Origin of the sequence: Pseudomonas sp. stari2 (assembly GCF_040760005.1) — a bacterium.
In the GTDB taxonomy this organism is placed as follows: domain Bacteria; phylum Pseudomonadota; class Gammaproteobacteria; order Pseudomonadales; family Pseudomonadaceae; genus Aquipseudomonas.
Genome location: NZ_CP099760.1, coordinates 3,935,775 through 3,957,540, shown reverse-complemented (window position 1 = coordinate 3,957,540; position 21,766 = coordinate 3,935,775). Strand labels below are relative to the sequence as shown.

General features: G+C 59.7%; 27 protein-coding genes. 15 read left to right on the top strand and 12 right to left on the bottom strand.

Annotation, left to right across the window (positions count from 1 at the left end; translation table 11 throughout):
- Nucleotides 1–123: 123 nt before the first annotated feature.
- Entirely contained in the window at nt 124–1,497 is a 1,374-nt protein-coding gene (ppnN, locus tag NH234_RS17920) for a nucleotide 5'-monophosphate nucleosidase PpnN (protein ID WP_085731951.1), read from the bottom strand.
- The gene (locus NH234_RS17915) at nt 1,494–1,724 is read right to left on the bottom strand and encodes a hypothetical protein (RefSeq protein ID WP_139831729.1); all 231 of its coding nucleotides are present in this window, start codon (nt 1,722–1,724) and stop codon (nt 1,494–1,496) included. Before NH234_RS17915 ends, ppnN begins: the two co-directional genes overlap by 4 nt.
- On the opposite strand from NH234_RS17915, the gene NH234_RS17910 reads away from it, so the two are divergent.
- The gene (locus NH234_RS17910) at nt 1,710–2,231 is read left to right on the top strand and encodes a DUF3087 domain-containing protein (protein WP_085731950.1); all 522 of its coding nucleotides are present in this window, start codon (nt 1,710–1,712) and stop codon (nt 2,229–2,231) included. The genes NH234_RS17915 and NH234_RS17910 overlap by 15 nt on opposite strands.
- On the opposite strand, the gene NH234_RS17905 is transcribed toward NH234_RS17910, so the two are convergent.
- On the bottom strand, nt 2,228–2,614 hold the full coding sequence (locus tag NH234_RS17905) for a DUF2784 domain-containing protein (RefSeq protein WP_367253657.1): 387 nt from the start codon (nt 2,612–2,614) through the stop codon (nt 2,228–2,230). The genes NH234_RS17910 and NH234_RS17905 overlap by 4 nt on opposite strands.
- Before the next feature lie 154 nt (nt 2,615–2,768).
- Here NH234_RS17905 and NH234_RS17900 point away from each other — a divergent pair, with 154 nt between their 5' ends.
- From NH234_RS17900 to NH234_RS17890, 3 genes are all read left to right on the top strand, one after another.
- The gene (locus tag NH234_RS17900) at nt 2,769–3,467 is read left to right on the top strand and encodes an AzlC family ABC transporter permease (protein WP_085731948.1); all 699 of its coding nucleotides are present in this window, start codon (nt 2,769–2,771) and stop codon (nt 3,465–3,467) included.
- Nucleotides 3,464–3,778 (top strand): AzlD domain-containing protein, encoded by a 315-nt coding sequence (locus tag NH234_RS17895; RefSeq protein ID WP_085731947.1) that lies wholly within the window; start codon nt 3,464–3,466, stop codon nt 3,776–3,778. Before NH234_RS17900 ends, NH234_RS17895 begins: the two co-directional genes overlap by 4 nt.
- Nucleotides 3,779–3,842: 64 nt before the next feature.
- Nucleotides 3,843–3,989, top strand: coding sequence for a hypothetical protein (locus NH234_RS17890; RefSeq protein WP_169430743.1), 147 nt, complete (start codon nt 3,843–3,845; stop codon nt 3,987–3,989).
- A gap of 46 nt (nt 3,990–4,035) precedes the next feature.
- Here the strand turns inward: NH234_RS17890 and NH234_RS17885 are convergent, their stop codons facing one another.
- The 4 genes from NH234_RS17885 to NH234_RS17870 all read right to left on the bottom strand — a co-directional run bounded on the left by NH234_RS17885 (nt 4,036) and on the right by NH234_RS17870 (nt 7,212).
- A complete protein-coding gene (locus tag NH234_RS17885; RefSeq protein ID WP_085731946.1) occupies nt 4,036–4,308 on the bottom strand; it encodes a hypothetical protein in 273 nt (90 codons plus the stop codon).
- Between the two features lie 290 nt (nt 4,309–4,598).
- A complete protein-coding gene (locus NH234_RS17880) occupies nt 4,599–5,279 on the bottom strand; it encodes an SOS response-associated peptidase family protein (protein WP_367253655.1) in 681 nt (226 codons plus the stop codon).
- A 51-nt stretch (nt 5,280–5,330) separates the two neighbouring features.
- On the bottom strand, nt 5,331–6,167 hold the full coding sequence (locus NH234_RS17875; RefSeq protein WP_085731944.1) for an ABC transporter permease: 837 nt from the start codon (nt 6,165–6,167) through the stop codon (nt 5,331–5,333).
- A 61-nt stretch (nt 6,168–6,228) separates the two neighbouring features.
- The gene (locus NH234_RS17870) at nt 6,229–7,212 is read right to left on the bottom strand and encodes an aliphatic sulfonate ABC transporter substrate-binding protein (RefSeq protein WP_367253653.1); all 984 of its coding nucleotides are present in this window, start codon (nt 7,210–7,212) and stop codon (nt 6,229–6,231) included.
- A 293-nt stretch (nt 7,213–7,505) separates the two neighbouring features.
- Here NH234_RS17870 and NH234_RS17865 point away from each other — a divergent pair, with 293 nt between their 5' ends.
- The 3 genes from NH234_RS17865 to NH234_RS17855 all read left to right on the top strand — a co-directional run bounded on the left by NH234_RS17865 (nt 7,506) and on the right by NH234_RS17855 (nt 9,847).
- Nucleotides 7,506–8,453 carry an ABC transporter substrate-binding protein gene (locus tag NH234_RS17865; protein ID WP_367253651.1) on the top strand — a complete coding sequence of 316 codons (948 nt, stop codon included), beginning with the start codon at nt 7,506–7,508 and terminating at the stop codon, nt 8,451–8,453.
- 133 nt (nt 8,454–8,586) lie between these two features.
- Complete coding sequence (locus NH234_RS17860; protein WP_367253649.1) at nt 8,587–9,486, top strand: polysaccharide deacetylase family protein; 900 nt, start codon at nt 8,587–8,589, stop codon at nt 9,484–9,486.
- A gap of 118 nt (nt 9,487–9,604) precedes the next feature.
- Nucleotides 9,605–9,847, top strand: coding sequence for a DUF1652 domain-containing protein (locus NH234_RS17855; protein ID WP_085731940.1), 243 nt, complete (start codon nt 9,605–9,607; stop codon nt 9,845–9,847).
- Nucleotide 9,848: 1 nt separating this feature from the next.
- Here the strand turns inward: NH234_RS17855 and NH234_RS17850 are convergent, their stop codons facing one another.
- On the bottom strand, nt 9,849–10,211 hold the full coding sequence (locus NH234_RS17850; protein WP_367253647.1) for an NUDIX hydrolase: 363 nt from the start codon (nt 10,209–10,211) through the stop codon (nt 9,849–9,851).
- Between the two features lie 216 nt (nt 10,212–10,427).
- Between NH234_RS17850 and NH234_RS17845 the strand changes: the two genes are divergently transcribed.
- The gene (locus tag NH234_RS17845) at nt 10,428–10,616 is read left to right on the top strand and encodes a DUF2188 domain-containing protein (protein WP_085731938.1); all 189 of its coding nucleotides are present in this window, start codon (nt 10,428–10,430) and stop codon (nt 10,614–10,616) included.
- Between the two features lie 53 nt (nt 10,617–10,669).
- Here NH234_RS17845 and NH234_RS17840 read toward each other — a convergent pair whose 3' ends face one another.
- The gene (locus NH234_RS17840; RefSeq protein ID WP_065259780.1) at nt 10,670–10,909 is read right to left on the bottom strand and encodes a hypothetical protein; all 240 of its coding nucleotides are present in this window, start codon (nt 10,907–10,909) and stop codon (nt 10,670–10,672) included.
- Nucleotides 10,910–11,139: 230 nt separating this feature from the next.
- Here NH234_RS17840 and NH234_RS17835 point away from each other — a divergent pair, with 230 nt between their 5' ends.
- Nucleotides 11,140–11,475, top strand: coding sequence for a hypothetical protein (locus tag NH234_RS17835; RefSeq protein ID WP_085731937.1), 336 nt, complete (start codon nt 11,140–11,142; stop codon nt 11,473–11,475).
- A gap of 78 nt (nt 11,476–11,553) precedes the next feature.
- Here the strand turns inward: NH234_RS17835 and NH234_RS17830 are convergent, their stop codons facing one another.
- On the bottom strand, nt 11,554–12,102 hold the full coding sequence (locus NH234_RS17830; protein WP_367253645.1) for an Rrf2 family transcriptional regulator: 549 nt from the start codon (nt 12,100–12,102) through the stop codon (nt 11,554–11,556).
- Nucleotides 12,103–12,438: 336 nt separating this feature from the next.
- On the opposite strand from NH234_RS17830, the gene NH234_RS17825 reads away from it, so the two are divergent.
- From NH234_RS17825 to NH234_RS17805, 5 genes are all read left to right on the top strand, one after another.
- On the top strand, nt 12,439–13,644 hold the full coding sequence (locus tag NH234_RS17825; RefSeq protein WP_367253644.1) for an NAD(P)/FAD-dependent oxidoreductase: 1,206 nt from the start codon (nt 12,439–12,441) through the stop codon (nt 13,642–13,644).
- 291 nt (nt 13,645–13,935) lie between these two features.
- The gene (gene fae / locus NH234_RS17820) at nt 13,936–14,448 is read left to right on the top strand and encodes a formaldehyde-activating enzyme (protein WP_367253642.1); all 513 of its coding nucleotides are present in this window, start codon (nt 13,936–13,938) and stop codon (nt 14,446–14,448) included.
- A 10-nt stretch (nt 14,449–14,458) separates the two neighbouring features.
- Nucleotides 14,459–15,493, top strand: coding sequence for an aldo/keto reductase (locus NH234_RS17815; RefSeq protein WP_367253641.1), 1,035 nt, complete (start codon nt 14,459–14,461; stop codon nt 15,491–15,493).
- On the top strand, nt 15,490–16,923 hold the full coding sequence (locus NH234_RS17810) for an NAD-dependent succinate-semialdehyde dehydrogenase (RefSeq protein WP_367253640.1): 1,434 nt from the start codon (nt 15,490–15,492) through the stop codon (nt 16,921–16,923). Before NH234_RS17815 ends, NH234_RS17810 begins: the two co-directional genes overlap by 4 nt.
- 88 nt (nt 16,924–17,011) lie before the next feature.
- On the top strand, nt 17,012–18,376 hold the full coding sequence (locus NH234_RS17805) for an MFS transporter (RefSeq protein ID WP_367253638.1): 1,365 nt from the start codon (nt 17,012–17,014) through the stop codon (nt 18,374–18,376).
- A 10-nt stretch (nt 18,377–18,386) separates the two neighbouring features.
- Here the strand turns inward: NH234_RS17805 and NH234_RS17800 are convergent, their stop codons facing one another.
- Together NH234_RS17800 and NH234_RS17795 are read right to left on the bottom strand one after the other, a co-directional pair.
- Nucleotides 18,387–19,262: a LysR substrate-binding domain-containing protein gene (locus tag NH234_RS17800; RefSeq protein ID WP_367253636.1), complete on the bottom strand. Its 876-nt coding sequence runs from the start codon at nt 19,260–19,262 to the stop codon at nt 18,387–18,389.
- A 140-nt stretch (nt 19,263–19,402) separates the two neighbouring features.
- The gene (locus NH234_RS17795; RefSeq protein WP_367253635.1) at nt 19,403–20,581 is read right to left on the bottom strand and encodes a hypothetical protein; all 1,179 of its coding nucleotides are present in this window, start codon (nt 20,579–20,581) and stop codon (nt 19,403–19,405) included.
- A gap of 185 nt (nt 20,582–20,766) precedes the next feature.
- On the opposite strand from NH234_RS17795, the gene NH234_RS17790 reads away from it, so the two are divergent.
- On the top strand, nt 20,767–21,699 hold the full coding sequence (locus tag NH234_RS17790) for a LysR substrate-binding domain-containing protein (RefSeq protein WP_367253633.1): 933 nt from the start codon (nt 20,767–20,769) through the stop codon (nt 21,697–21,699).
- The last annotated feature ends 67 nt before the right edge of the window (nt 21,700–21,766 follow it).

The following is a 21,766-nucleotide window of genomic DNA, read 5'->3' as shown; positions in this document are numbered from 1 at the left end:
ACACGATGGCTGTCGTGGGGAATCAGAGGGGCTTTTGTGTCAGAGAACAGGGCGGTTCGGTAGTGTCGATGCGCCATGAGGGAGTGCGCTCACTCCCTCACAGGCAAACTGCATCGAGTGCGGTCAGGAAACAACGCGATAGCACGGCACATACGCCGCGCCGCCCGGCAGTTTCATTCGGTGCTGGGCGACGAAGGCTTTGAGCAGCAGATCGAGCGGTTGCATGATCGCGGCGTCGCCACGGATCTGATACGGACCGTGTTCTTCGATCAGGCGAATGCCCTTGTCCTTGACGTTGCCGGCGACGATTCCGGAGAACGCGCGGCGCAGGTTGGCTGCCAGTTCATGCGGAGGCTGGTCGCGATGCAGCTTGAGGTTGGCCATGTTTTCGTGGGTCGGGTCGAACGGGCGCTGGAAGCCCTCGTCGATCTTCAGAAGCCAGTTGAAGTGGAACGCGTCGGCGCGTTCGCGGCGGAACTGCTTGACCGCTTTGAGGCCTGCAGTCATCTGACGTGCCACTTCGGCCGGGTCGTCGATGATGATTTCGTAGTGCTGTTTCGCCGCTTCGCCGAGGGTGGCGGTGACGAAGGCGTCGAGCTGTTCCAGATACGGCGCGGCATGTTTCGGTCCGGTGAGAATTACCGGGAACGGGAGGCCGGCGTTGTCCGGGTGCATCAGGATGCCCAGCAGATACAGGAACTCTTCGGCAGTACCGGCGCCGCCTGGGAAGATGATGATGCCGTGGCCGACGCGGACGAAGGCTTCCAGGCGCTTTTCGATGTCTGGCAGGATCACCAGCTCATTGACGATCGGGTTCGGCGCTTCGGCGGCAATGATGCCCGGCTCGGTCAGGCCCAGGTAGCGGCCGCCGTGAATACGTTGCTTGGCGTGGGCGATTGTCGCGCCTTTCATCGGGCCTTTCATCACGCCCGGGCCGCATCCGGTGCAGATGTCGAGGCTGCGCAGGCCCAGTTCGTGGCCGACTTTCTTGGTGTATTTGTATTCTTCGGTGTTGATCGAGTGGCCGCCCCAGCACACGACGATTTTCGGCTCGACGCCCGGGCGCAGAGTGCGTGCGTTGCGCAACAGGTGGAAGACGTAGTCGCTGATGCCCTGGGAGGTGCTGAGGTCGATGCTCAGGGCATCGAGTTCGTTTTCGGTGTAGACGATGTCGCGCAGGGCGCTGAACAGCATTTCCCGGGTGCTGGCGATCATTTCGCCGTCGACGAAGGCGTCGGCCGGGGCGTTCAACAGTTCCAGGCGCACGCCGCGATCCTGTTGGTGGATGCGGATTTCGAAGTCCTTGTAGGCTTCCAGAATGGTTTTCGCGTTGTCGACATGGGCGCCAGTATTGAGGATGGCCAGGGCGCACTGGCGAAAAAGGGTATAGGTGCTGCCGGTTCCGGCCTGGCTCAGTTGCTGAACTTCACGTTGGGAAAGAGTTTCCAGGCTGCCTTTTGGGCTGACTGAGGCATTGATTACGTGTCGTTGGGTCATGCAGTGATCCTTAAAACGATGCCATTGCCGGCCTGGCCAATGGCATCCGAATAGAGTGTATCCATGAATGAAGATGGCACGATCTGCGTGGTATCGCCATGTCCCCCGCTGGACGATGAAAAGATGAAAAGGAGCTCCAGCATAGCTAAATCCGCCTCAGAGGCGATAATGCGCCGGCCTCTTTTTATTTCAAGCCATGGAAGCCTGTCGCGATGTTCGAGATTCAACCGATCGATGCCATCACCTATCGCCAGCAGACCCGGCGCAGCACGCTGATTATCGCGGTGCTGTTCCTGGTGCTGGCGATGGCGTTTTCGACCGTGGCGGTGGCGCTGTTCGGCGAGCCGGGTGGCGATAACCTGCGGTTCAATGTAGGCGGGGTGTTCGGCGCATTTCTGTTGACGGCGGCGTTGTTGCGCGGACGTTTCTGGAATCAGACCTGGATGGCCCCGGCGGTGTACGGCTGGCGGCTCAAGCGCAGCCTGATGAGTGTCACCAATGTCATGCATCACGTGACGGCGGCGGTCGAGAGGGGTGATCCGACAGCGATGAAAGTGCTGCGCTTCTATCACCTGGGCTTGACGCAGATGCATGAACTGGACGGTAACTCCAGCGATCATTCGCAATTACGCCGCGAAGTCGAGGCGCACAAGGCGCGGATGGAGGCGCTCGGTCTGGATACCGATCAGATGCGCCTCGATCCGGCCTGGCTGGAAGCCTTGAAGTCGCGTTAGAACGGAATGCGGGCGGCGCGACGCAGTTTCCACTGACGGATCAGACGTCCGTATACCAGCAGGTTGATCATCAGCACCACTCCCCCCAGCACAAGCTGAATCTGCGAGGTCAGTCCCGCCGGGTAGATGATCGGCCAGACGTAATTCTCGATGAAGCCGCCGGCATACTCGGTTTGCCCGGCAGCGTGGCGCATCAGGTTTTCCCAGTAGGTCAGCGGGCAGGTCAGGTGCAACACCTCGACCATCACGCCCCAGGTTGCGGCCGGCAGATGCAGCCACGCCACTCGGTGCCACTTGAGCACCAATAGCCCGCCAAACAGCACGAACAGAATGAACGATAGGTGAAACAGCACCAGCCCGTCGGCGGCAATTCGATACAGCATGTCGTCTCCCTGACGCAGATGTGAATGGCTGTCATGGTACGCCGCTAATCGGTTTGCAGCTGGGCGATTTCCGGCAATTGCGCAAGATTGTTCAAGCCAGCAAAAGGCATTTGCTGGCAGAGTCCGGGGTCTTTTCTCACGGTTGAAGAGCGTTATGTCCGACTCATTAATTCCGCGCAGTGCCTTTTTTCGCGGAGCCGCGGCGATCATGCCGTTATCCTTGGCGACCGCGCCATGGGGGCTGCTGGCCGGCTCCATGGCGATCGAAGCCAACCTTACGCCGCTGCAAGGGCAGGGCTTGTCGAGCATTGTATTTGCCGGCGCTGCGCAACTGGTGGCGATCGGCATGCTCAAGGGAGGGGCCGGGATTTTCTCGATTCTGCTGACCACGCTGCTGCTGACTTCGCAGCATTTGCTCTACGGCATGAGCATGCGCCATGTGATTTCGCCGTTGCCGGGTCGCTGGCGCATTGGCCTGGGCTTTTTGCTCACCGACGAACTGTTCGCCCTGACCAGTCAGCACGACCGTCAGCAGTTCAATCGCTGGTATGCCCTCGGCGTCGGCCTGACGTTCTATATCGCCTGGAACCTCTTCACCCTGGCCGGCATCGTGCTCGGCAGCAGCATTCCGGGGCTTGAGCATCTGGGACTGGACTTCTCGATTGCCGCGACCTTCATCGCCCTGATCACCCCGGTGGTGCGCAACGTGCCGACCGTGGTTTGCGTGGCGGTGTCGCTGTTCTGCTCGGTGTTGTTCAGTTATTGGCAGTGGGGCTCGGCGCTGGTGCTGTCGGGGCTGGCGGGAATGACCGCAGGGTTTATTTGCAACAAGCTATATCGGGAGCGCACATGATCATCTGGGCAGTGATTTTCGGCATGGGGATTCTTGTGTTCCTCAACCGCTACGTGTTTCTTGAGCCGCGCTTGCCGGTGCGTTTGAGCAGTAACGCACGGCAATTTCTGGGTTTCGCCGTACCGGGTATGTTGACCGCGATTTGCGGGCCGATCGTGTTCATGCCGGATAAACAGCTGAATCTGCAGTGGGATAACCCTTATCTGCTGAGTTCATTAGTGGCGATTGGATTAGTGATTTACACGCGTAATACGTTGCTTAGCATGCTATTGAGCATGGCGTTCTTCTTTCTGTTGCGCTGGTGGTTGTAAGTTGCCTGTCTGAATCTGTTCTACGCTGTAAGGATGACTGACGACTTATGGCAGCGAGGTGAACATGGCAACCGAGCAGAAACGTCCCGAAGAAGATGAAGAACCGAGCGAAGAAGAGATCGAGCGGGAGAAACACAAGGAGCAGACCTGGAAACATGACGACAGCCGCGAGTTGTCCGATCGCGACCAGGAACGCCCGCTCAAACCTTGAGCGCTACCACGAAAAAGCCCCGCGATTGCGGGGCTTTTTCGTTTCATCAAAGATCGTCCAGCTGTGTGAAATCGGGGTGCGAAGCCCGATAACCCAAGGTCTTGTCGATCCAGGCATTCAGCTCGTTGACCATCACCGGCGGGTGGCAGGGATAGTTTTGGAGAGTGGCGCGCAGGATGCGGTCGATCTCGGGTACGTCACGCAGGTTTCGAGTCTTTATGTAGTGGGCGATAAAACAGTCGAGTTGAAAGCGTTCTGTCATGGACAGATAAATACACTCCAGGCCGTTGGCCTGTTTGATTGCAAAATCGTCGCGCAACTTAGTTCTCTGCAAGGCTTGTAAGTTTGTAGGGTATTCCCGGTTTGTTGACTCTTTGGTCAACTGGTATGCCAATAGGAAATGCGGCGCGCATGCTATCTGTAGCGTTACTAAATGTATGTATGACGATTGAAATGTCAGACAGGCGGTTGCTTTTAATCAAGCGACTGATTCAATGATTGTTTCGAGTTTGAAACACTGTCTGTAACGAACGGTTCTCACTTGCTGCGTGATGTCAATTTGACTCACGTCTTCCGATTATTCGATAGACGTGCCGGCCCGCAAAATATTTAAGTCACCACTTCAATCAACTCCGCACCCTGATTGCGTGAATTGCCGACAGCTTTGCCGACTTTGTGCCATTTGAACGCTTCGCTGCCCAACCCTTCGGACAGGAGCATTTGCTCGGCACGCTCAACGGGTGTGGCGGGATCGAGCCATTCCCGTGCCCCCTCGGCGGACAACACGATGGGCCGGCGATCATGCAGATCGAGCAGGCCACCTTCACTGTCGGCGGTGATGATCACGAAACCGTCGTCTTTCCTCGATTGCGCATCGGGTGTCGGAAACTGGCCGATGGCGGCGCAGAAAACCGGCTGATGATCGATCCGATGGATCAGCCAGGGCTGGCGGCTCTTGTCCGGCCCGTCGACCCATTCGAACCAGTTGTCGACCGGGACGATCAGCCGGTGACGCCAGATCGCCCGAAAGAACAGGCCGTGGACGACTTTTTCGACTCGCGCATTGATCGGCGCCGCGCGGTCCCTGGCCCAGTGCGGGCGCCAACCCCAGCGCAGGTTATCGGCGTACAAGCGTTGTTCGTGTTGATGAAGAATGGCCAGCGCGGTGGTGGGCGCCGCGTTGTAGTGCGCGAGCGGTGCGTCGCCGACGTGATTGATCAGCGCATCGGGAATGCTCAGCACCGCGACAAAATCGTGGATGCCGCGGTATTGCGAAAGTCTTCCGCACATTGGCCGAACCTCCGGCGAACACTGCCTGAAGATTCAGCTTAGTTGTGCAGATCAGTCCTTGCTGCCCTGGCCGGTAAAGGTGTCGCGCCAGGCCAGCCAGCGGCGCTCGAGCGCGGCGAGCAGCCCATCGCTGAGTTTGCCCAGCAGCGCCAACACGATAATCGCCGCCAGTACGATGTCCGGTCGCGAGGTTTCGCGCCCGTCACTCAACAGGTAACCCAGCCCCTTGGTCGCCGCGATCAGCTCGGCCGCCACCAGAAACATCCACGCCAGACTCATGCCGCTGCGTAGCCCGGTGAACAGGCCGGGCAGGGCAGCGGGCAGCAGAATCCGATGCACCAGTTGCAGGCGACTGAAACCATAGATGCGGCCGACTTCCACCAGTTTGCGGTCGATGTTGCGGATTGCCGCGACGACGTTGACGTATACCGGGAAGAACGCACCAATGGCGATCAGGACGATTTTCGAGGTCTCGTCGATGCCCAGCCACAATAGCAACAGCGGCACCCAGGCCAGACTGGGAATCGAGCGAAGCGCGGCAAAGGTTGGCTCCAGGTACGCCTCCGCCTCACGGCTCAGGCCGACCCACGCAGCAAATACCAAGGCCAGACTCGCGCCGATGGCAAACCCGATCAGCACGCGGATCAGGCTGGCGCCGATGTGTTTCCACAGTGCGCCTTCGGCCAGATCGAAGAGGGTCAGGGCGATCTCGCTCGGCGCAGGCATTTGATAGGACGGCAGCCAGCCGACGCGCACGATGATCTCCAGGGCGATCACGATCAGCAGCGGCAGGGCCAACCCTCTAAGGCGCCGCCAGGGCGGATTCAACGGCAGGATTTGTCGGCGCGACAGCGGCACGGCGAGGCGGGCGGGCAGGTCATTGCTCATGGGCGGTTCTCCGCTCACGACAAATCCGCGACGGGCGCGGACTTGTTGTGAGCCCGATTGGTTACTGGGCGGCGACTTGCTGGAAACCGGTGTCGATCAATTGATCGATGACATGATCGACATTCACCCCACGGCGCACCAGTTCTTCGGAGACCAGAATCGGCGCGGCGGCTTTCGACGCCAGTACGTCGGCGGCGGTGAGTTGCGGGCTGCTCAGGTCGGTGCGCGACAGTTGCAGTTTGGCCACATCCAGCGGCAGGCCGGATTCGCTGGCGAGCAGTTTGGCCAGTTCGTCCGGGTTCTTTACCGACCACTCGCGAGCCTGTTCATAGGCCTTGATCACGGTGTCGATGGTTTGTGGGTGTTCCTTGGCGTACTGCTCGGTGACGCTGACCACGCCGTAGCTGTTGAAGTCGCGGTTGCGATACAGCAGGCGCGAACCGGCCTGTACCTGGCTGGCGGCCATGTGCGGATCGAGGCCGGCCCAGGCGTCGACGTCACCTTTTTCCAGCGCGGTGCGGCCGTCCGGGTGTTGCAGGTGCACCAGCTCCACGTCGTCCTTTTTCAGCCCGGTCTGTTGCAGGCTGCGCAGGGTGAACAGGTACGGGTCGGTGCCTTTGGTGGCGGCGATTTTCTTGCCCTTGAGGTCGGCAACGGTCTGGTACGGCGAGTCTTTGCGCACCACCAGTGCGGTCCACTCGGCGCGGCTGTAAACGTACACCGATTTGATCGGGCTGCCGTTGGCGCGGCTCAATACTGCCGCGAGGCTGGCCGACGAGGCGAAATCCACGCCGCCGCTGTTGAGGTATTCCAACGAACGGTTGCTGCCCTGGCTCAGTACCCAGTTGACCTTGCTCTGGGGCAGGGCCTTTTCCAGATAACCCAGATGTTTCAGCGCCAGGCTGACGGGGGAGTAATAGGCATAGTCCAGATGCACTTCGGCGGGCGGCGTTTCCGCTGCGTGGGCGAGAGGTTGCAGGCTCAGGGCCACAGCGCAGGCCGCGAGCAGCGTTTTGATGCGGGAAAACGGTAAGCGGGATTTCATGGGCACGCTCCGGCAAGGCAACAGTTTCTTATGTCCAGAAAGATATTTTTATCGAATGCTTCCTGCATGAATGGAATATTGCAGGCTCTGTGCCATATGCCTTGAGCCCCGTGTTTACGGGGTTTTGATGCGATTTACGCGCTTTGAACTGTTGCCGGGAAAACACTGTGCCGGGCCACTGTTGCTAGACCAACAGCGCTTGTCGGCGGTGCTGAGCTTATTCATTAATCGAATTTCAAATGCGATTTGTAAGAGCGTTATGGTCTATATAAAACCCCTTTGCAGGACTCGCCATGAAGCTCTCCCGTTTCCTACGCGCTGCGTTGACCAGCGCCTTGATTGCCTCGCCTCTGACTTACGCTGTCGAACCTGTGGTCCTGCACGTCGGTGACCAGAATTACTACAACATCCGCGCCTCGGTAGAAGCTTCCGGGGTATTGAAGGACGCGCCTTACACGGTCGACTGGAAACACTTCCAGGCCGCCGCGCCGTTGGCCGAAGCGTTACAGACCGGTTCGCTGGATCTGGGTTTTCTCGGCGATTCGGGTTTTCTGTTCCTCGCCGCGAAACAGGCACCGGTGAAACTGATCGGCGTGTCGCGGCAGAACCCGGACACCATCGCACTGTTGGTGCCAAAGGATTCGCCGGTGAAAACCATTGAGGATTTGAAGGGCAAGAAAGTCGCTTACTGGCCGGGTGCCTGGAGCCAGCAGTTGACCTTGCGCGCTCTGGAGCAGAATGGGTTGCCGGAGAATTACGTCGACTTCGTCAAGCTGATGCCGATCGATGCCTCTGCCGCGTTGCCTCAAGGCAGCATCGATGCCTTCCCGGTATGGGAACCGTACATTTCCCAGCAGGTCGTGTTCTCCGGTGCACGACCTATTCTGACCGCGAAAAACCTGATGCCGGGCTTGAGCGCCATAGCGGCTTCTGCACCGTCCATCGACAGCAAGCGTGAAGCGATCGCCGATTTTCTCGGACGCCTGAAATTGGCCCGAGCCTGGGTCGACAGCCACACCGACGAATATGCGGACTTGTGGGCGAAGAAGGCCAATCTCGATCAGGAAGTCTCGCGGCACTGGTTGCGCCAGGCGCACATGACCGTCGGCCCGGTGGATCAGCAAGCTGCTGACGACTTGCAAGGCACCGCGGATTTCCTGTTCAAGGTCAAGGCGCTGCCGGCTCCGCTGGCCACGGCAGGCGTCATCGATACGTCGTTTCAGCAGGCGCTGGCGCGCTGAGCGAGCGCCGGAACCAAACCCTGTTATCTTTATCCAACCTCGGCCCATTTCGGTGGGTCGCAGGGAGGCAGCAGCGGCGAGGGAGTTTTGCCAATCGACAACGTGACCGTGACGGTCGGGCTCAAGGCAAAACATGAAACTCTGGTTCAAGCTTTTCTGCGCTGCGTCCATCATCACCGGGCTGGCCGGTTGCATTGCGGCTCCCATCGAAATGACCGCGCAAACCCGGGCGCGGCTGGATGCGCAGGCGCCGGTCAGGTTTCTGCTGACCTTCGATGACGGTCCCAGCGCTTCAAGTTTCTACAACCCCACCGAAACCGTGCTCGACAGCCTGAAAGACAACCCGTTGCAGCCCAATATCAAAGCGGTGTTTTTCGTCCAGACCCGCGCGCCGAGGGCCGGCAACAGCGAGATCGGCCGGCGCATCATGCATCGCGAGCACGATGAAGGGCACATTCTTGGTTTTCACACGGCGACCCATTGGCACACCAACCACCGATCGCTCGATCCGCAGGAACTCGAAACCTCATTGACCAACGGCACGGCGGACATCGCAGCGATCACCGGCGCACCACCGATTTTGCTGCGCCCACCCTTCTGGAACTACGACAAACGTACGTTCGCGGCCTATCAGCGACATGGCCTGCATGTATTGCTTACAGATCTGAGCGCCAACGACGGCAAGATCTGGGGTTTCAATGGCAGTCCCCGACGCCGGGCCAATATGTTGCGTCAGCTGTCGGAAGTGCGTGAGCGAATCGCCCTCGGCGAGCTGCCGACGGTGGACGGGGTGATTCCGGTGGTGGTCACGTTCCATGACCTCAACCGCTATACCGCGCGACATGCCCGCGAGTATCTGCAAATTCTGCTCGACAGCGCTGCTGCCACAGGCGTGCGCCTGGCCGACAAACCGTTCTATGACGATCATGCACTGCTGGAAAAAGCAGCACTGGCGCGCACGGTGCAGAAGAGCTCGGATCCGGTGCAATTGCCGGGGATCTGGAACTGGATCTGGGGGCGCGACGCCAACTGATCGGTGTTGCGCAAGGATGTGAAGCGGTTGGCGTTTTCTACGGAGGGGCGCTCGCGCAAGGTCGAAAAAGCTCATCTATGCTAAATCGATCGATCTTTCGCCTGCGAGGCGTCTGCCCATGCTTGCCATTGCCGACATTTGCCGCATCGTCGAATCCGGCTTTTCGCCCCTTTACTGTGATTGCACACAAACGGGGCAGGGCTTGTTGCAGATCAAGGTTTACGAACCCGACAGCGGGCGTGTCGATCTGCTGCTCAACGGCGTGTCACCGGAGCATCTGGTCACCATTCGTGACATCTCCAACTTCATCGGTGAGTTGCGCACTGAGATGAGTGCCGGGCGCCGGGCGTTCGCCGGTTGAATCAGAGCCGGCGCTGAAAGGCGCGGACGATTTGCAGGGTCGCCTCACTGACAGTCAGGTTCTGTACCGCGTTCAGCGGGTGCCAGATGCAATCGACGATTTCGTTCTGTGGCTGTACTTCATCAATATTCAGTACCGACGCCTCGTAGACATGGTGGCGCGTGCCGCCAGCCTCCAGCTCCATCAGATACAGCATGCTATCGGCGAGCAGTCCGGTTTCTTCCTCAAGTTCACGCGTCGCGGCGTCAGTCCTGGTCTCGCCGGGCTCGACCTTGCCCCCCGGCAAGTTCCAGCGGCATCGGGATTTGCGCACCAGGAGAATGTGTCGATCCTGTTCGCAGATGATGGTTGCACGTACTTTCATTTGTTACCCGATTGCCGAATGTCATGAATCTGTCATCAAAATGCAATATTCAAGCCGTGCCTTGGTTTAGACGCCGTTGTGATGTCAGAGTGGTCGCAAAGCGCAAAAGTGCCAGACACTTGACGCCGATATGGGGCGACGTCTGGTCGGCACAGGCTGGCGAACCCGGTGTAAGGTGCAAAAGTGCAGTTGATCGATGGTCGACAGGAGGTGCCTATGAGCATGGCGATGCTGAACAGAATGCACATGAATGGCTACGACGTACTCAGCGTGAATAACGGCCCGTGGCGGGTCTGCACGCAGGGTGATCGACTGGCGTCGTTCGCCAGCCGGGAGGAAGCGCTGGCGTATGCCGCTGCGCTTCCCGGTTACAAGAGTCGCACGCACGGCCGTAAGACTGGCTGAAGGCCTGTAATGAAAAAAGCCCCGGATTTTCCGGGGCTTTTTGTTGCAGGGTGTCAGTGGACTTTCGTTCGGCTGATGGCACGGGCCTTCACTTCCCTGGCATAGAGTTGCAGACGTTCTTCATCGCTTTGCAGCACCTCGCAGGACCTGAGCACCGTTTGTGCATCCGCCTCGTTGCCGGATTTGCGCAACTGCTCGGCAATGCGCTTGAGGTCGACGGCCGACCATCTCAGATCCGATGCCACGCTTTGCAGGTCACGTTGAAGTTCGTGTTCGTATTCATTGAGCCGCATGATCACCTCCTGAACATTCTCGGTAGAAAATAGTAGTCGTATTTTCCGGGAGCAAGGCAAGCGGTTCTGGTCAGTGAACTGAACGGGCACGAATCAGCTGCCGTTGGTCGGAGCAATCGGCGGCTGAGGAGCAGACAGCACCGATTTTCAGGGAGCAAAAGCATTGCGCCACGATGGATGTTCGAACAGTTAAAGGGTAAATTCGCGTTTTTTCAGATGAAGGTTTGATTATGCGGATGTTGATCGGGGGCCTGCTGATGGCAGCGTTGGCCGGTTGTTCACTGCCGGCATCTCTGGTGCCGGGCGAACCGAACTTCAGCAAGATCAGCGGCAAGGCTCCCAAAGACTACGCCGCATGTGTGTTGCCGCTATGGCAGCAGGACATTCCCAAGACCTCGCAGGTCGCGATTTCCAACGGTTACAGGATCACAGCGCCGAGTATCGTCACCGCTGACGAGATTCTCGATATCGTCAAATACAAGGACGGCAGCCGCGTGTCGTTGTACCAGGGGCCGCCATGGGCCAAGTCCGGCTCGTTGCGCAAATCGGTGCGTGATTGCCTCTGAGGGCAGAGCGGCCGAAATGAAAAAGCAGAAACCGTGTGATCGGTTTCTGCTTTTTTTTCGCCTGCCTGCCGGAATGGCTCAGTCGGTGATGTCGGTGAGCGGGATACCCGAGCCGGCGGTCTTCTTGTCGCGACGGTCCTGAATCCAGTTTTCCACCTGCCTGTTGAACTCCGCCGGCGCCTTGCGCCCGACCTTTCTGGCGATGTCGAGAATGGTCTGCTGGGCGAGGGCTTCTTCCATGCGCTTCTGCGCAACCATCATCGCCCCGTGGATCGAACAGGTTCCGTCCACGGCCCAATCCGGCGGCGAGCCGTCAAACAGCGCACAACGCCCGCGGATATCCCTGCATTCGAAAATGTTCTTCGGGCCGTCGATGGCGTTGACGATATCGAGCAGGGTGATCTCGTCCGCCGGGCGCGCCAGGGTAAAACCGCCGCGCACGCCGCCGGTGGCCACCACCAGTTTGCCCTTGGCCAGTTTGGTGAAGATCTTCGCCAGGTAATCCAGAGGCACCCCTTGCAGGTCCGCCAGGTCGCGCACGCTCGCTTCGCGACTGTCACCGCCGCTGCCCACCAGAAATGCCAGGCAATGGATGCCGTACTCGACGCCCGCACTGTAAAGCGACATAGCTATCTCCGACTGTAGTTGTCGCAGATGTTAGCAGGGTAATTCGTGGCGGACAAATTGGGTGTGAATCAGTTTTGTTGGCTTGAAGCCCTTAAGGCATGGAATCCAGTGGTCTGGATGATTTGTGCACCTGCAGGATAGGTCATGTTAGTTATCGATAATTTCGATTCGAATAATCGGATAATCTGACTTGTTGGATGTAACGGCGACCAATACAGTCGCCGTTATCCGGTGAGCAGTGTTCAACGCTTTCAGAAACCCCAAGCGTGCCGACTCCCGATAAACGTGAATTTTTGAACCTCTTTCTACGACTTGGCTTCGGGCCTGGAGACAACAATGAAACAGCACATTCTGGTAATCGGCGCAGGTTTCGGTGGCATGTGGACGGCGTTGAGCGCCACACGTCTGGTGGATATTCACAATCGGGACAACATCGACGTCACCGTGCTGGCTCCGCAGGCAGAACTGCGTGTACGTCCGCGTTTCTACGAGCCGAATGCCCACACGTTGGCTGCGCCGCTGGGCGATCTGTTCGACGCGGTGGGTGTCAACTTCATCAAGGGCGCCGCGAACACCATCGACGTGAGCGCCAAGACCGTGGGCTACACCGACGCCAACGGCGCCGCTCAGGTTTTCCATTACGACAAACTGGTGCTGGCTTCCGGCAGTGGTCTGGCTCTGCCGGACGCCCCTGGCGTAGCAGAGCACGCCTTTGACGTTGACCAGATCGAAGCCGCGATTCGCCTGGAAAACCACCTCAAGTCCCTGGCCGATCAGCCCGCCAGCCAGGCGCGCAACACCGTAGTGGTCGCCGGCGGCGGCTTCACCGGGATCGAAACCGCAACCGAGATGCCGGCACGTCTGCGCGAAGTGCTGGGCGATCAGGCTGAGGTTCAAGTGATCATCGTCGACCGTGGGCAGAAAGTCGGCGCGTCCATGGGCGAAGCCATCAGCGTGTCGATTGCCGAAGCGAGCACTGAGTTGGGCGTCGAATGGCGACTGGGTGTGTCGGTGCTGTCCGTCGATGAAAACGGCGTGACCCTGTCGGACGGCCAGCGCATCGAGGCAAAAACCGTGGTCTGGACTACCGGCGTACGCGCCAGCTCCCTGACCGAGCAGATTCCAGCCGAACGTGATCGTCAGGGGCGCCTGCATGTTGATGCACACCTGAAAGTCATCGGTCAGGACGATATCTTCGCCACCGGTGACGTGGCTTATGCGGCCACCGACGATATCGGCAACTTCGCCCTGATGACCTGCCAGCATGCGATTTCCCTCGGCCGACATGCCGGCAACAACGTCGCGGCGCAGATTCTGGGTGTCGACCCGACGCCATACAGTCAGCCGAAATACGTGACCTGCCTCGACCTCGGCGCCTGGGGCGCTGTGTACACAGAAGGCTGGGATCGTCAGGTGAAACTGGTCAAGGAGGAGGGCAAATCGCTCAAGACCCAGATCAACACTCAGTGGATCTACCCGCCGGCCGCTGACCGTGCCATCGCGCTGGCGGCTGCTGATCCGATGATCCCCGTCGTCGCGTAACCGGCGCAGTCCGAAAAGTCCCGCTTTCGAGCGGGATTTTTTCGCCACCACAAAAGGCTATGACTAAAAGTCATTGCCCCATGATTTTTAATGGTTACGGGTGCCCCGATGCCCGGTGTTAAAAAATCGCAAACACAGCTCATCAATAACAACCAGAGAGCGTTTGCAGCCATGTCCCGATTCTCCCTTCGCGTCTCCCCACGTCCGTTATTGATCCCGTTGGCTATTCGGTCTGCGTGAGCTGTCGATCACCCCCAAAAAATCCCTCTGCATCGCAAAGAGTAATGACTGATGAAAGAACTCGACCTGTACATCGGTGAAGGTTTCGAAGGCCCGGGCGTGAACGCCGCGCACATCAACATCCTGATCGGCCCGCGCAATGGCCCGGCGGGGCTGGCGTTTGCCAACAGCCTGGCTTCGCCGAGCCAGGGCCATTGCCCGTTCATGGTGATCGCCCAGCCGAACATTCCGGTCAAGCCGATGACCCTGTACGTCAACAAGGCTGCGATCAGCAGCGACCTGCACGGCAACGCAACGTGGGGCGCTTCCCAGGCCGGTATCGCCAAGGCTGTGCTCGAAGCGCTGCTCGACGGCAAGCTGCCGCCGGAAGCCGAAGACGAGTGGGCCATCGTCACCGCCAACTGGGTCAACCCGGCCTGCGATGACCTCGATGCGGTCTACCTGAACAACTACAACGCCTGCCGCACCGCGATCCGCGCCGCCCTGACCGGCAAGCCGGAAACCGCGCAGCTCAAAGATGTGGTCAACCACATCAGCAACCCTTTCTACACGCCAAAAGCCTGAGGTCCACGCCATGCAATACATTCGTTTGGGCAACTCCGGCCTGCAAGTCTCCCGCCTGTGCCTGGGTACCATGAACATGGGCACCCCGGACTGGAAGCCGTGGATCTTCAATGAAAAACAAAGCGAGCCGATCGTCGCCCACGCCCTCAACAACGGTGTGAACTTCATTGACCTGGCGGACTTCTATTCCGCCGGTGTCGGCGAGGAAGTGGTGGGGCGCATTGTCAAGCGTCTGGCCCGTCGCGAAGACCTGGTGATCACCACCAAGGTCGGCTACGGCACCCGCAACGCAATCAATGCCAGCGGCCATTCGCGCAAGCACATCATGGACAGCATCGATGCCTCGCTGAAGCGTCTGGACATGGATTATGTCGATGTGTTCATGCTGCATTATTTCGATGTGAACACCCCGGTCGAAGAAACCATGGGCGCACTGAACGACATCGTGCGTTCCGGCAAGGCGCGTTACATCGGCGTCTCGACCATGCTCACCGGTCAACTGGCGAAAATCCTCATGGCCTGCGAGCGCAACGGTTGGGTCAAGCCGATCAACATGCAGCTGCAACTGAACTGCGCTTACCGCGAAGAAGAGCGCGAGATGATTCCGTTCTGCCGCGATCAGGGCATCGGCGTGTCGGTGTTCAGTCCGCTGGCCCGTGGTCTGTTGACCGGTGACGTGCAATCGACCCGCAACCAGACCGACTTCTTCACCCAGCAGATGTACAGCGACGAAGCCTCTTTCGAAATCGCTCATTCGGTGCAGCGCGTGGCCCGTGCCCGTGGCGTGTCGAACGCGCAGATCGCTCAGGCCTGGGTCGCCAATCATCCGGGCGTGGACTGCATGCTGGTCGGCGCCGACACCACGGCGCAGTTCGACAGCGCACTGGCGGCGTTGGAAACAAAACTCGATGCGGAAGAGCTGCACGAGCTGGAACGCAACTACACCCCGTGCGATGTGATCAACGATTACACCGCCGGCAAACGCATCCTGCGCACGGCCCGTCCGGGGAATGAGCGCTTCACGTTGCAGGGGGCGGTGGCATGAGCGAGTTGATCCGTCACGGCAACTTTATCGACGGTCAGTGGGGCCAGGGCGGCGCCACTTACCCGGTGCGCAACCCGGCCAACGGTGAGTTGATCACCGACGTGCAAAAGGCTGGTGCCGAGGAAACCAACCTCGCTATCGAGGCGGCCAATCGTGCCTTGCCGGCCTGGCGCAAATTCACCGCCAAAGAGCGCAGTCAGCGCCTGAAACGCTGGAGCGATCTGATGCTCGCCAACCAGCAGGATCTGGCGACCCTGCTCAGCCGCGAGCAGGGTAAACCGCTGGCCGAAGCCAAGGGCGAGGTGGTCTACGCCGCGAGTTTTCTCGAGTGGTTCGGTGAAGAAGCCAAGCGTGCCTATGGCGATGTGGTCCCGAGCCACAAGGCCGATGCGCGGATCATCGTGACCAAGGAGGCCATCGGTGTGGTTGCGGCGATCACACCGTGGAACTTCCCGCTGGCGATGGTCACCCGCAAGGTCGGCCCGGCGCTGGCGGCGGGTTGCACGATGATCCTCAAACCGTCGGAAGAAACCCCGCTGTCGGCGTTCGCCCTGGCGGTGCTGGCCGAGCAGGCCGGGATTCCGGCCGGTGTATTCAACATCGTCTCCGGCGACGCGGTGGCCATCGGCGGCGCGCTGCAAGCATCCAGCGTGGTGCGCAAGCTGTCGTTCACCGGCTCGACCCGCACCGGCAAATTGCTGATGCGCCAGGCTGCCGACACCCTTAAAAAGGTCTCGCTGGAACTGGGCGGCAACGCGCCGTTCATTGTCTTCGACGATGCCGACATCGATGCGGCCGTGAAGGGCGCAATGGCCTCGAAATTCCGCAACACCGGGCAGACCTGCGTGTGCGTCAACCGCTTCTTCATTCAGGACGGTGTCTACGAAGCCTTCACCGGCAAACTCGCCGAAGCCGTGGCGGCGATGCGCGTGGGCAGCGCGCTGGACGGCGAGACTGAGCAAGGTCCGCTGATCAATGCCGCTGCGCTGGCCAAGGTTGAAGCCCACGTGAGCGATGCGCTGGAGAAGGGCGCCACGCTGTTGTGCGGCGGCCGTCGTCATGCCTTGGGCGGCACGTTCTACGAGCCGACCATCCTCACCGAAGCCAACGGCGACATGCTGATCGCCCAGGACGAAACCTTCGGCCCGGTGGCCGCGTGCTTCCGTTTCAAGGACGAGGCCGAGGTGCTGGCGCGGGCCAACGATACGCCGTTCGGCTTGTCGGCGTATTTCTACAGCCGCAACATCGGCCGGGTCTGGCGCATGGCCGAAGGGCTGGAGGCCGGGATGGTCGGCATCAACGAAGGGATCATCTCCACGGAGGTGGCGCCGTTCGGTGGCATCAAGGAATCGGGCCTTGGGCGTGAAGGTTCGAAGTACGGTCTGGATGACTATCTGGAGATCAAATACCTGTTGATGGGCGGTCTATAGACCACCCCGAATCCTGTGGGAGTTTGCTCCCGCAGGTTTCTCCCAGCGCTTTCCGTTTCTCCGTCAATAACAACAATTGGAGACGAATATGTCCGCTCAACCCGCAAAGATCGATGACCTGCCCATCGGGCGCTTCCACATCAAGATTGCTGGCCTGACCTTCGGCGCGCACTTCACCGACGGCTACATTCTTGGCCTGATCGGTATCGCATTCACCTTGCTCAGCCCGCAGATGCAGCTCGATGCGTTCTGGCAGGGCCTGATCGGCGCATCGGCGCTGATCGGCCTGTTTCTCGGCAGTCTGTTTTTCGGCTGGATCTCGGACAAGGTCGGCCGGCAGAAAATCTTCCTGGTCAGCTTCGTGCTGATCACTATCGCTTCGGTGATGCAGTTCTACGTCGAAACCGCCATGAGCCTGTTTCTCTGCCGGGTGCTGATCGGCATCGGTCTGGGCGGGGATTTCAGCGTCGGCCACGCGATGCTCGCCGAGTTCGCGCCGAAGAAACATCGCGGCGTGTTGTTGGGTTCGTTCAGCGTGATCTGGACCTTCGGCTATGTTGCAGCGACCTTCGTCGGTACGGCCATGCTCAGTCTCGGTGACGATGCCTGGCGCTGGATGCTGGCGTCGTCGGCGGTCCCCGCTGCGCTGATTCTGATCGCGCGAATCGGCACGCCGGAGTCGCCGCGCTGGCTGGTCAATCAGGGTCGGGTGGCGGAAGCCCGTGCCATCGTTAAAAAACACTTGGGCGACAATGTCGAGCTGGATGAAACCCGCTCCAGCGAAACCCGTTCGGGCTATGCGGTGCTGTTCAGCCGCGAATACCGCAAGCGCACGGCGTTCAACTGCCTGTTCTTCGTCTGCATCGTCATGCCGTACTTCGCCATCTACACCTTCCTGCCGTCGATCCTGCAGAAGATGGGCCTGGCCGAAGGCTTCGGTACCGAGCTGATGCTCAACTTGCTCCTGATCCTCGGCGCGTTGATCGGCATCTGGTGCACGATCAAGTTCACCCGACGCGGGTTCCTGATCAACTCGTTCATCATTCTGGCGGTAGCGTTGTTTCTGCTGGCGGTGTTGCCGGGCAGTGCGGCGTGGCTGATGGTGCTGGTGTTCGGCGTGTTCACGCTGGTGTTGTCGGCGGTGAGCAATCTGGTGGGCGTGTTCCCGGCGGAAAGTTTCCCGACGGAAGTGCGGGCCAGCGGGATTGGTCTGGCGACGGCGGTGAGTCGTCTGGGCTCGGCGGTGAGTACGTTCCTGTTGCCGGTGAGTGTGGCAGGGATCGGGTTGAGCCCGACGATGGGGATTCTTGCGGCGATCCTGGCGATCGGTGCGTGGCTGTCGTGGGCCTGGGCGCCGGAGACCAAGTCGTTGACGTTGAGTCAGGCGTGCAAGGCGCAGAGTCCGGTGGACGTCGGGGTAGGACCGGTCGGCAAAGTCGCCACGCCCGTCTGAGGAATACAGGTCAGGGGTTGCTGACAACTCCTAGCCACTCGGTAAACAGCTTCACCTTCGACAACCCCTGCTTGTCATTCGCCACATCCAGCCAATAGCCATAAGGGCCGATCACCTCAATCGGGGTGATCGGCAGCAGGCTGCCGTTGGCCAGTTCCTTTTCGATCATCTGCCGGTCGATCACCGCCAGACCGCCGCCGGCCAGCGTGGTGTGGATCACCTGGTCCAGGGTGCTGAATTCCAGCCCTTGCCCGGCATCGATGTCGTCCCGGCCCATGGCCGCCAACCAGTTCTCCCAGACCTTCAAGCGCTTGCCGTCGTGCAGGATGTGCAGCAATGGATATTCCCGCAGATCCGGCGGCTGATCGCCGTTGAACAGCTCCGGGCTGGCCACTGCGATGTGGCGTTCCATCACCAACAACTGACTGACACAGTGGGGCGCAGCCGCAAGGCCGAAGCGGATGTGGCAATCGACTTCCGTAAGGCTGTCGTGGCCGATCTGGTTGGTCACGCTGAGGTTGATGTCCGGGTAGCGCTGGCAGAATGCGCGCAGGTGTGGCGACAGCCAGCGCGTGGCCCAGGTCGGCGGTGCGAGCACTTTCAAGCGCTGGCGCAGATTGGGCACGCGCACCGCTTGCAGAGAACGTTCGATGTGGTCGAAGGCTTCGGCCAGATGCGGGGAAAGATTGCTGCCGGCTTCGGTCAGCGACAGCCCTTGAGGCGTGCGCACGAACAGCGCCACGCCGAGGTAGTCTTCAAGCTGTTTGATCTGGCGACTGACCGCGCCCTGGGTGACGTTCAGCCCAATGGCGGCCTGACTGAAACTGCGATGACGGGCGACTTCTTCGAACACGCGCAGGGTGTTGAGCGAGGGCAGTTGACGCATGGAGGCGGGACTCCGGATCGGGCGGTTTATTGTTGTTTTGGGGTGAGGGCTATCTGACTATCGAGGCGGTGCGGATGCAAGGTGAATTCGCAACGGGCAGGCAAAAAAAATCGCAGCCCTGGCTGCGATTTTTTTTAACGTCAGAAGTAATACCCGACGTTCACATATAACTGGTTCTCCCACTGATCCAGCCCGCCGGCGCCAAGGCTCTGGGTGTAGCTGCCGCCCCCGATGTACGGATCGTTTTTGCCGAACAGCCATTCGGTCGCGACCCACAACTTGCTTACCGAGAATGAGGTACCGAGGATCATTCGCTCGGACGTCTTGAAGCCGCTTGCAGACTTGTCGAAGGCGCTGTAGTTGGCGTACAGCTTGATCCCGCTGACTTGGTCGAACAGATATTTGCCGCCGACGTCGTAACTCAAATCAGCCACATACAGATTGCCGCGACTGGCGACGTTGTAAGTGCCGTCGTATCCGCCGAGCGTCACCAGTTCATCGGTGCTGGCATTGCGTGGCGACATCTGCTGCCGCGCCGCCTGCAACTGCACGCCCCAAGGGCCATTCTTGCCGAGGTAATGCACGGCCACGGCGTTGCGTCGGCCGTCGTTGTCGGTGTCTTTGTTTTCGAGGGTCGAGGTCAGGGCGGAGATTCCGACTTCGGATTTCCAAGGCCCCAGATCCAGCGACCTGGCGACCCGCAGCACCACGGTGTTGCGCTCCTGGTTGTTGCTGCCGTCGGCCACGTAGCTGTCGGCTTCGGACACCACGCTCGAATACGTCACGCCTTTGCTAGTGCCTTTGCCTTGCCAGGCCGGACGCAGGTAGTAGCCGGCCTGGATATTCCAGTCGCCGCTTTGCTGGATGTATTTGGTGCCGATCTGTTGCACGTCTTCCAGGCCGATGACGTTGCCCAGGGTTTCGTAGAAGGTGCTACCGAAGTACGGCTGCAAACCGAACGGCACGGTGTTCAGGCCCACTTGCACTTGCTGGTCGGGATTGAACTTGTAGCCGACCCACGCGAACTTGGCGAAGCGGATGTCGCCGTAGTTTTTGGTGTACTGATACGGGTAGGAGCGGCCGTAGAAGCGGTATTGCGCTTCACCGATCCACGAGTCGGAGTTGTACTTGGCGCTGAGGAACACCGTGTCGAGGCCGAACTTCTGGATGTCGCGATCCGGGTCCACGTCCCAACGGGCACGAATGGCGCCGCCAAGGTCGAGATTGTCGGTGACCTGGACCGCCATGGCCGGGGCGGCAATGCTGCAGAACAGAGCGATGGAGGTGGTGCGCAGGCGCAAAAATGCAGGGAAGGGCATGGAGCGGCTCTCGATTGTTTTTATTAGAGATGCCGCGCAGTTTTGCCATCCGCCCGCTGCAGAACAAACGATAAAAACGTCAGGGAAACCTGCATCGAATGCATGTTACTCAGAAAATCCTGTAGGACAATTCGCCAGTGTCGTGGGATGCTTTGCGCCTTGTCAGTGGTTTTCGAGTGCCTTGTATGAAACGCAAAATGCCCGGCCTGAATGCGCTCAAAGCATTCGAAGTGGCTGGCAGCACCGGCAGCTTCACCCGCGCCGCCGAGTTGCTCAATGTCACCCAGAGCGCGGTCAGTCGTCAGGTGCGGCAGCTGGAAGAACAGCTCGGCGAGAGTCTGCTGGAGCGCCGCCATCACCATCTCGAACTGACCGGCGCCGGCAAGATTCTGCTGCGGGCGCTGCATCAGTCGTTCGACAAGATCGAGCTGACGGTGCGCAGCATCCAGCAGAAAACCCACGCCAACCGCTTGCACATCAACGCGCCGCCCACCTTCACCAGCCGCTGGTTGATGCCACGCCTCGGGCGATTGCGCGAGCAGCATCCGGAACTGGAACTGAGCATCACCACCCGCTTGCAGGACAGCCTCGCGGAAACCAGCACACTCGATTGCGCGATCCGTTTTGGCGACGGCGAGTGGGACGGGCTCGACAGTTCACTGCTGATTCAGGAGCGGCATATTGCCGTGTGCGCACCGACCCTGTATGCGCGGGAGGGCGGCGAGCAGGACATCGACCTCAATCGCCTGACGCTGCTTCATGTGCTGGCCCGGGAAGATCAGCGCTACCTGACCTGGAAACACTGGCTCGACGCGGCGCGCATCAGCGGCGTCGATACCCAAGGCGGTTATGAATTCGACCTGCTGGATCTGGCGATTCAGGCAGCGGTCGATGGCCTGGGGATCACCATTGCCGACTGGCACATGGTTGCCTCGGAGCTGGCCAGCGGGCAGTTGACCCAAGTGCATAACGTCCATGTCGAGGGTCACCAGTCCTACTGGCTGGTGACCCGCCCGGAACAGACGCAGATGCCGCAATTGCAGGCGTTCAGTCAGTGGTTGCAGGAAGAGATCTGGCTGGCGCAGCGCCAGCTTGAGCCTTCGAAGGCGATTTCCTGAGTAACGTGCCTTTTTCGAATGTTTGATCGCCGGATAAATCGTTTGTTGAACCCGCTGTCGATGACAA

What these genes read in the sequence shown, in the direction of transcription:
- ppnN (WP_085731951.1), bottom strand. Translation starts at nt 1,497, where the DNA reads ATGACCCAACGACACGTAATCAATGCCTCAGTCAGCCCAAAAGGCAGC.
- NH234_RS17910 (WP_085731950.1), top strand. Translation starts at nt 1,710, where the DNA reads ATGTTCGAGATTCAACCGATCGATGCCATCACCTATCGCCAGCAGACC.
- NH234_RS17905 (WP_367253657.1), bottom strand. Translation starts at nt 2,614, where the DNA reads ATGCTGTATCGAATTGCCGCCGACGGGCTGGTGCTGTTTCACCTATCG.
- NH234_RS17900 (WP_085731948.1), top strand. Translation starts at nt 2,769, where the DNA reads ATGTCCGACTCATTAATTCCGCGCAGTGCCTTTTTTCGCGGAGCCGCG.
- NH234_RS17895 (WP_085731947.1), top strand. Translation starts at nt 3,464, where the DNA reads ATGATCATCTGGGCAGTGATTTTCGGCATGGGGATTCTTGTGTTCCTC.
- NH234_RS17890 (WP_169430743.1), top strand. Translation starts at nt 3,843, where the DNA reads ATGGCAACCGAGCAGAAACGTCCCGAAGAAGATGAAGAACCGAGCGAA.
- NH234_RS17880 (WP_367253655.1), bottom strand. Translation starts at nt 5,279, where the DNA reads ATGTGCGGAAGACTTTCGCAATACCGCGGCATCCACGATTTTGTCGCG.
- NH234_RS17875 (WP_085731944.1), bottom strand. Translation starts at nt 6,167, where the DNA reads ATGAGCAATGACCTGCCCGCCCGCCTCGCCGTGCCGCTGTCGCGCCGA.
- NH234_RS17870 (WP_367253653.1), bottom strand. Translation starts at nt 7,212, where the DNA reads ATGAAATCCCGCTTACCGTTTTCCCGCATCAAAACGCTGCTCGCGGCC.
- NH234_RS17865 (WP_367253651.1), top strand. Translation starts at nt 7,506, where the DNA reads ATGAAGCTCTCCCGTTTCCTACGCGCTGCGTTGACCAGCGCCTTGATT.
- NH234_RS17860 (WP_367253649.1), top strand. Translation starts at nt 8,587, where the DNA reads ATGAAACTCTGGTTCAAGCTTTTCTGCGCTGCGTCCATCATCACCGGG.
- NH234_RS17855 (WP_085731940.1), top strand. Translation starts at nt 9,605, where the DNA reads ATGCTTGCCATTGCCGACATTTGCCGCATCGTCGAATCCGGCTTTTCG.
- NH234_RS17850 (WP_367253647.1), bottom strand. Translation starts at nt 10,211, where the DNA reads ATGAAAGTACGTGCAACCATCATCTGCGAACAGGATCGACACATTCTC.
- NH234_RS17845 (WP_085731938.1), top strand. Translation starts at nt 10,428, where the DNA reads ATGAGCATGGCGATGCTGAACAGAATGCACATGAATGGCTACGACGTA.
- NH234_RS17840 (WP_065259780.1), bottom strand. Translation starts at nt 10,909, where the DNA reads ATGCGGCTCAATGAATACGAACACGAACTTCAACGTGACCTGCAAAGC.
- NH234_RS17835 (WP_085731937.1), top strand. Translation starts at nt 11,140, where the DNA reads ATGCGGATGTTGATCGGGGGCCTGCTGATGGCAGCGTTGGCCGGTTGT.
- NH234_RS17830 (WP_367253645.1), bottom strand. Translation starts at nt 12,102, where the DNA reads ATGTCGCTTTACAGTGCGGGCGTCGAGTACGGCATCCATTGCCTGGCA.
- NH234_RS17825 (WP_367253644.1), top strand. Translation starts at nt 12,439, where the DNA reads ATGAAACAGCACATTCTGGTAATCGGCGCAGGTTTCGGTGGCATGTGG.
- fae (WP_367253642.1), top strand. Translation starts at nt 13,936, where the DNA reads ATGAAAGAACTCGACCTGTACATCGGTGAAGGTTTCGAAGGCCCGGGC.
- NH234_RS17815 (WP_367253641.1), top strand. Translation starts at nt 14,459, where the DNA reads ATGCAATACATTCGTTTGGGCAACTCCGGCCTGCAAGTCTCCCGCCTG.
- NH234_RS17810 (WP_367253640.1), top strand. Translation starts at nt 15,490, where the DNA reads ATGAGCGAGTTGATCCGTCACGGCAACTTTATCGACGGTCAGTGGGGC.
- NH234_RS17805 (WP_367253638.1), top strand. Translation starts at nt 17,012, where the DNA reads ATGTCCGCTCAACCCGCAAAGATCGATGACCTGCCCATCGGGCGCTTC.
- NH234_RS17800 (WP_367253636.1), bottom strand. Translation starts at nt 19,262, where the DNA reads ATGCGTCAACTGCCCTCGCTCAACACCCTGCGCGTGTTCGAAGAAGTC.
- NH234_RS17795 (WP_367253635.1), bottom strand. Translation starts at nt 20,581, where the DNA reads ATGCCCTTCCCTGCATTTTTGCGCCTGCGCACCACCTCCATCGCTCTG.
- NH234_RS17790 (WP_367253633.1), top strand. Translation starts at nt 20,767, where the DNA reads ATGAAACGCAAAATGCCCGGCCTGAATGCGCTCAAAGCATTCGAAGTG.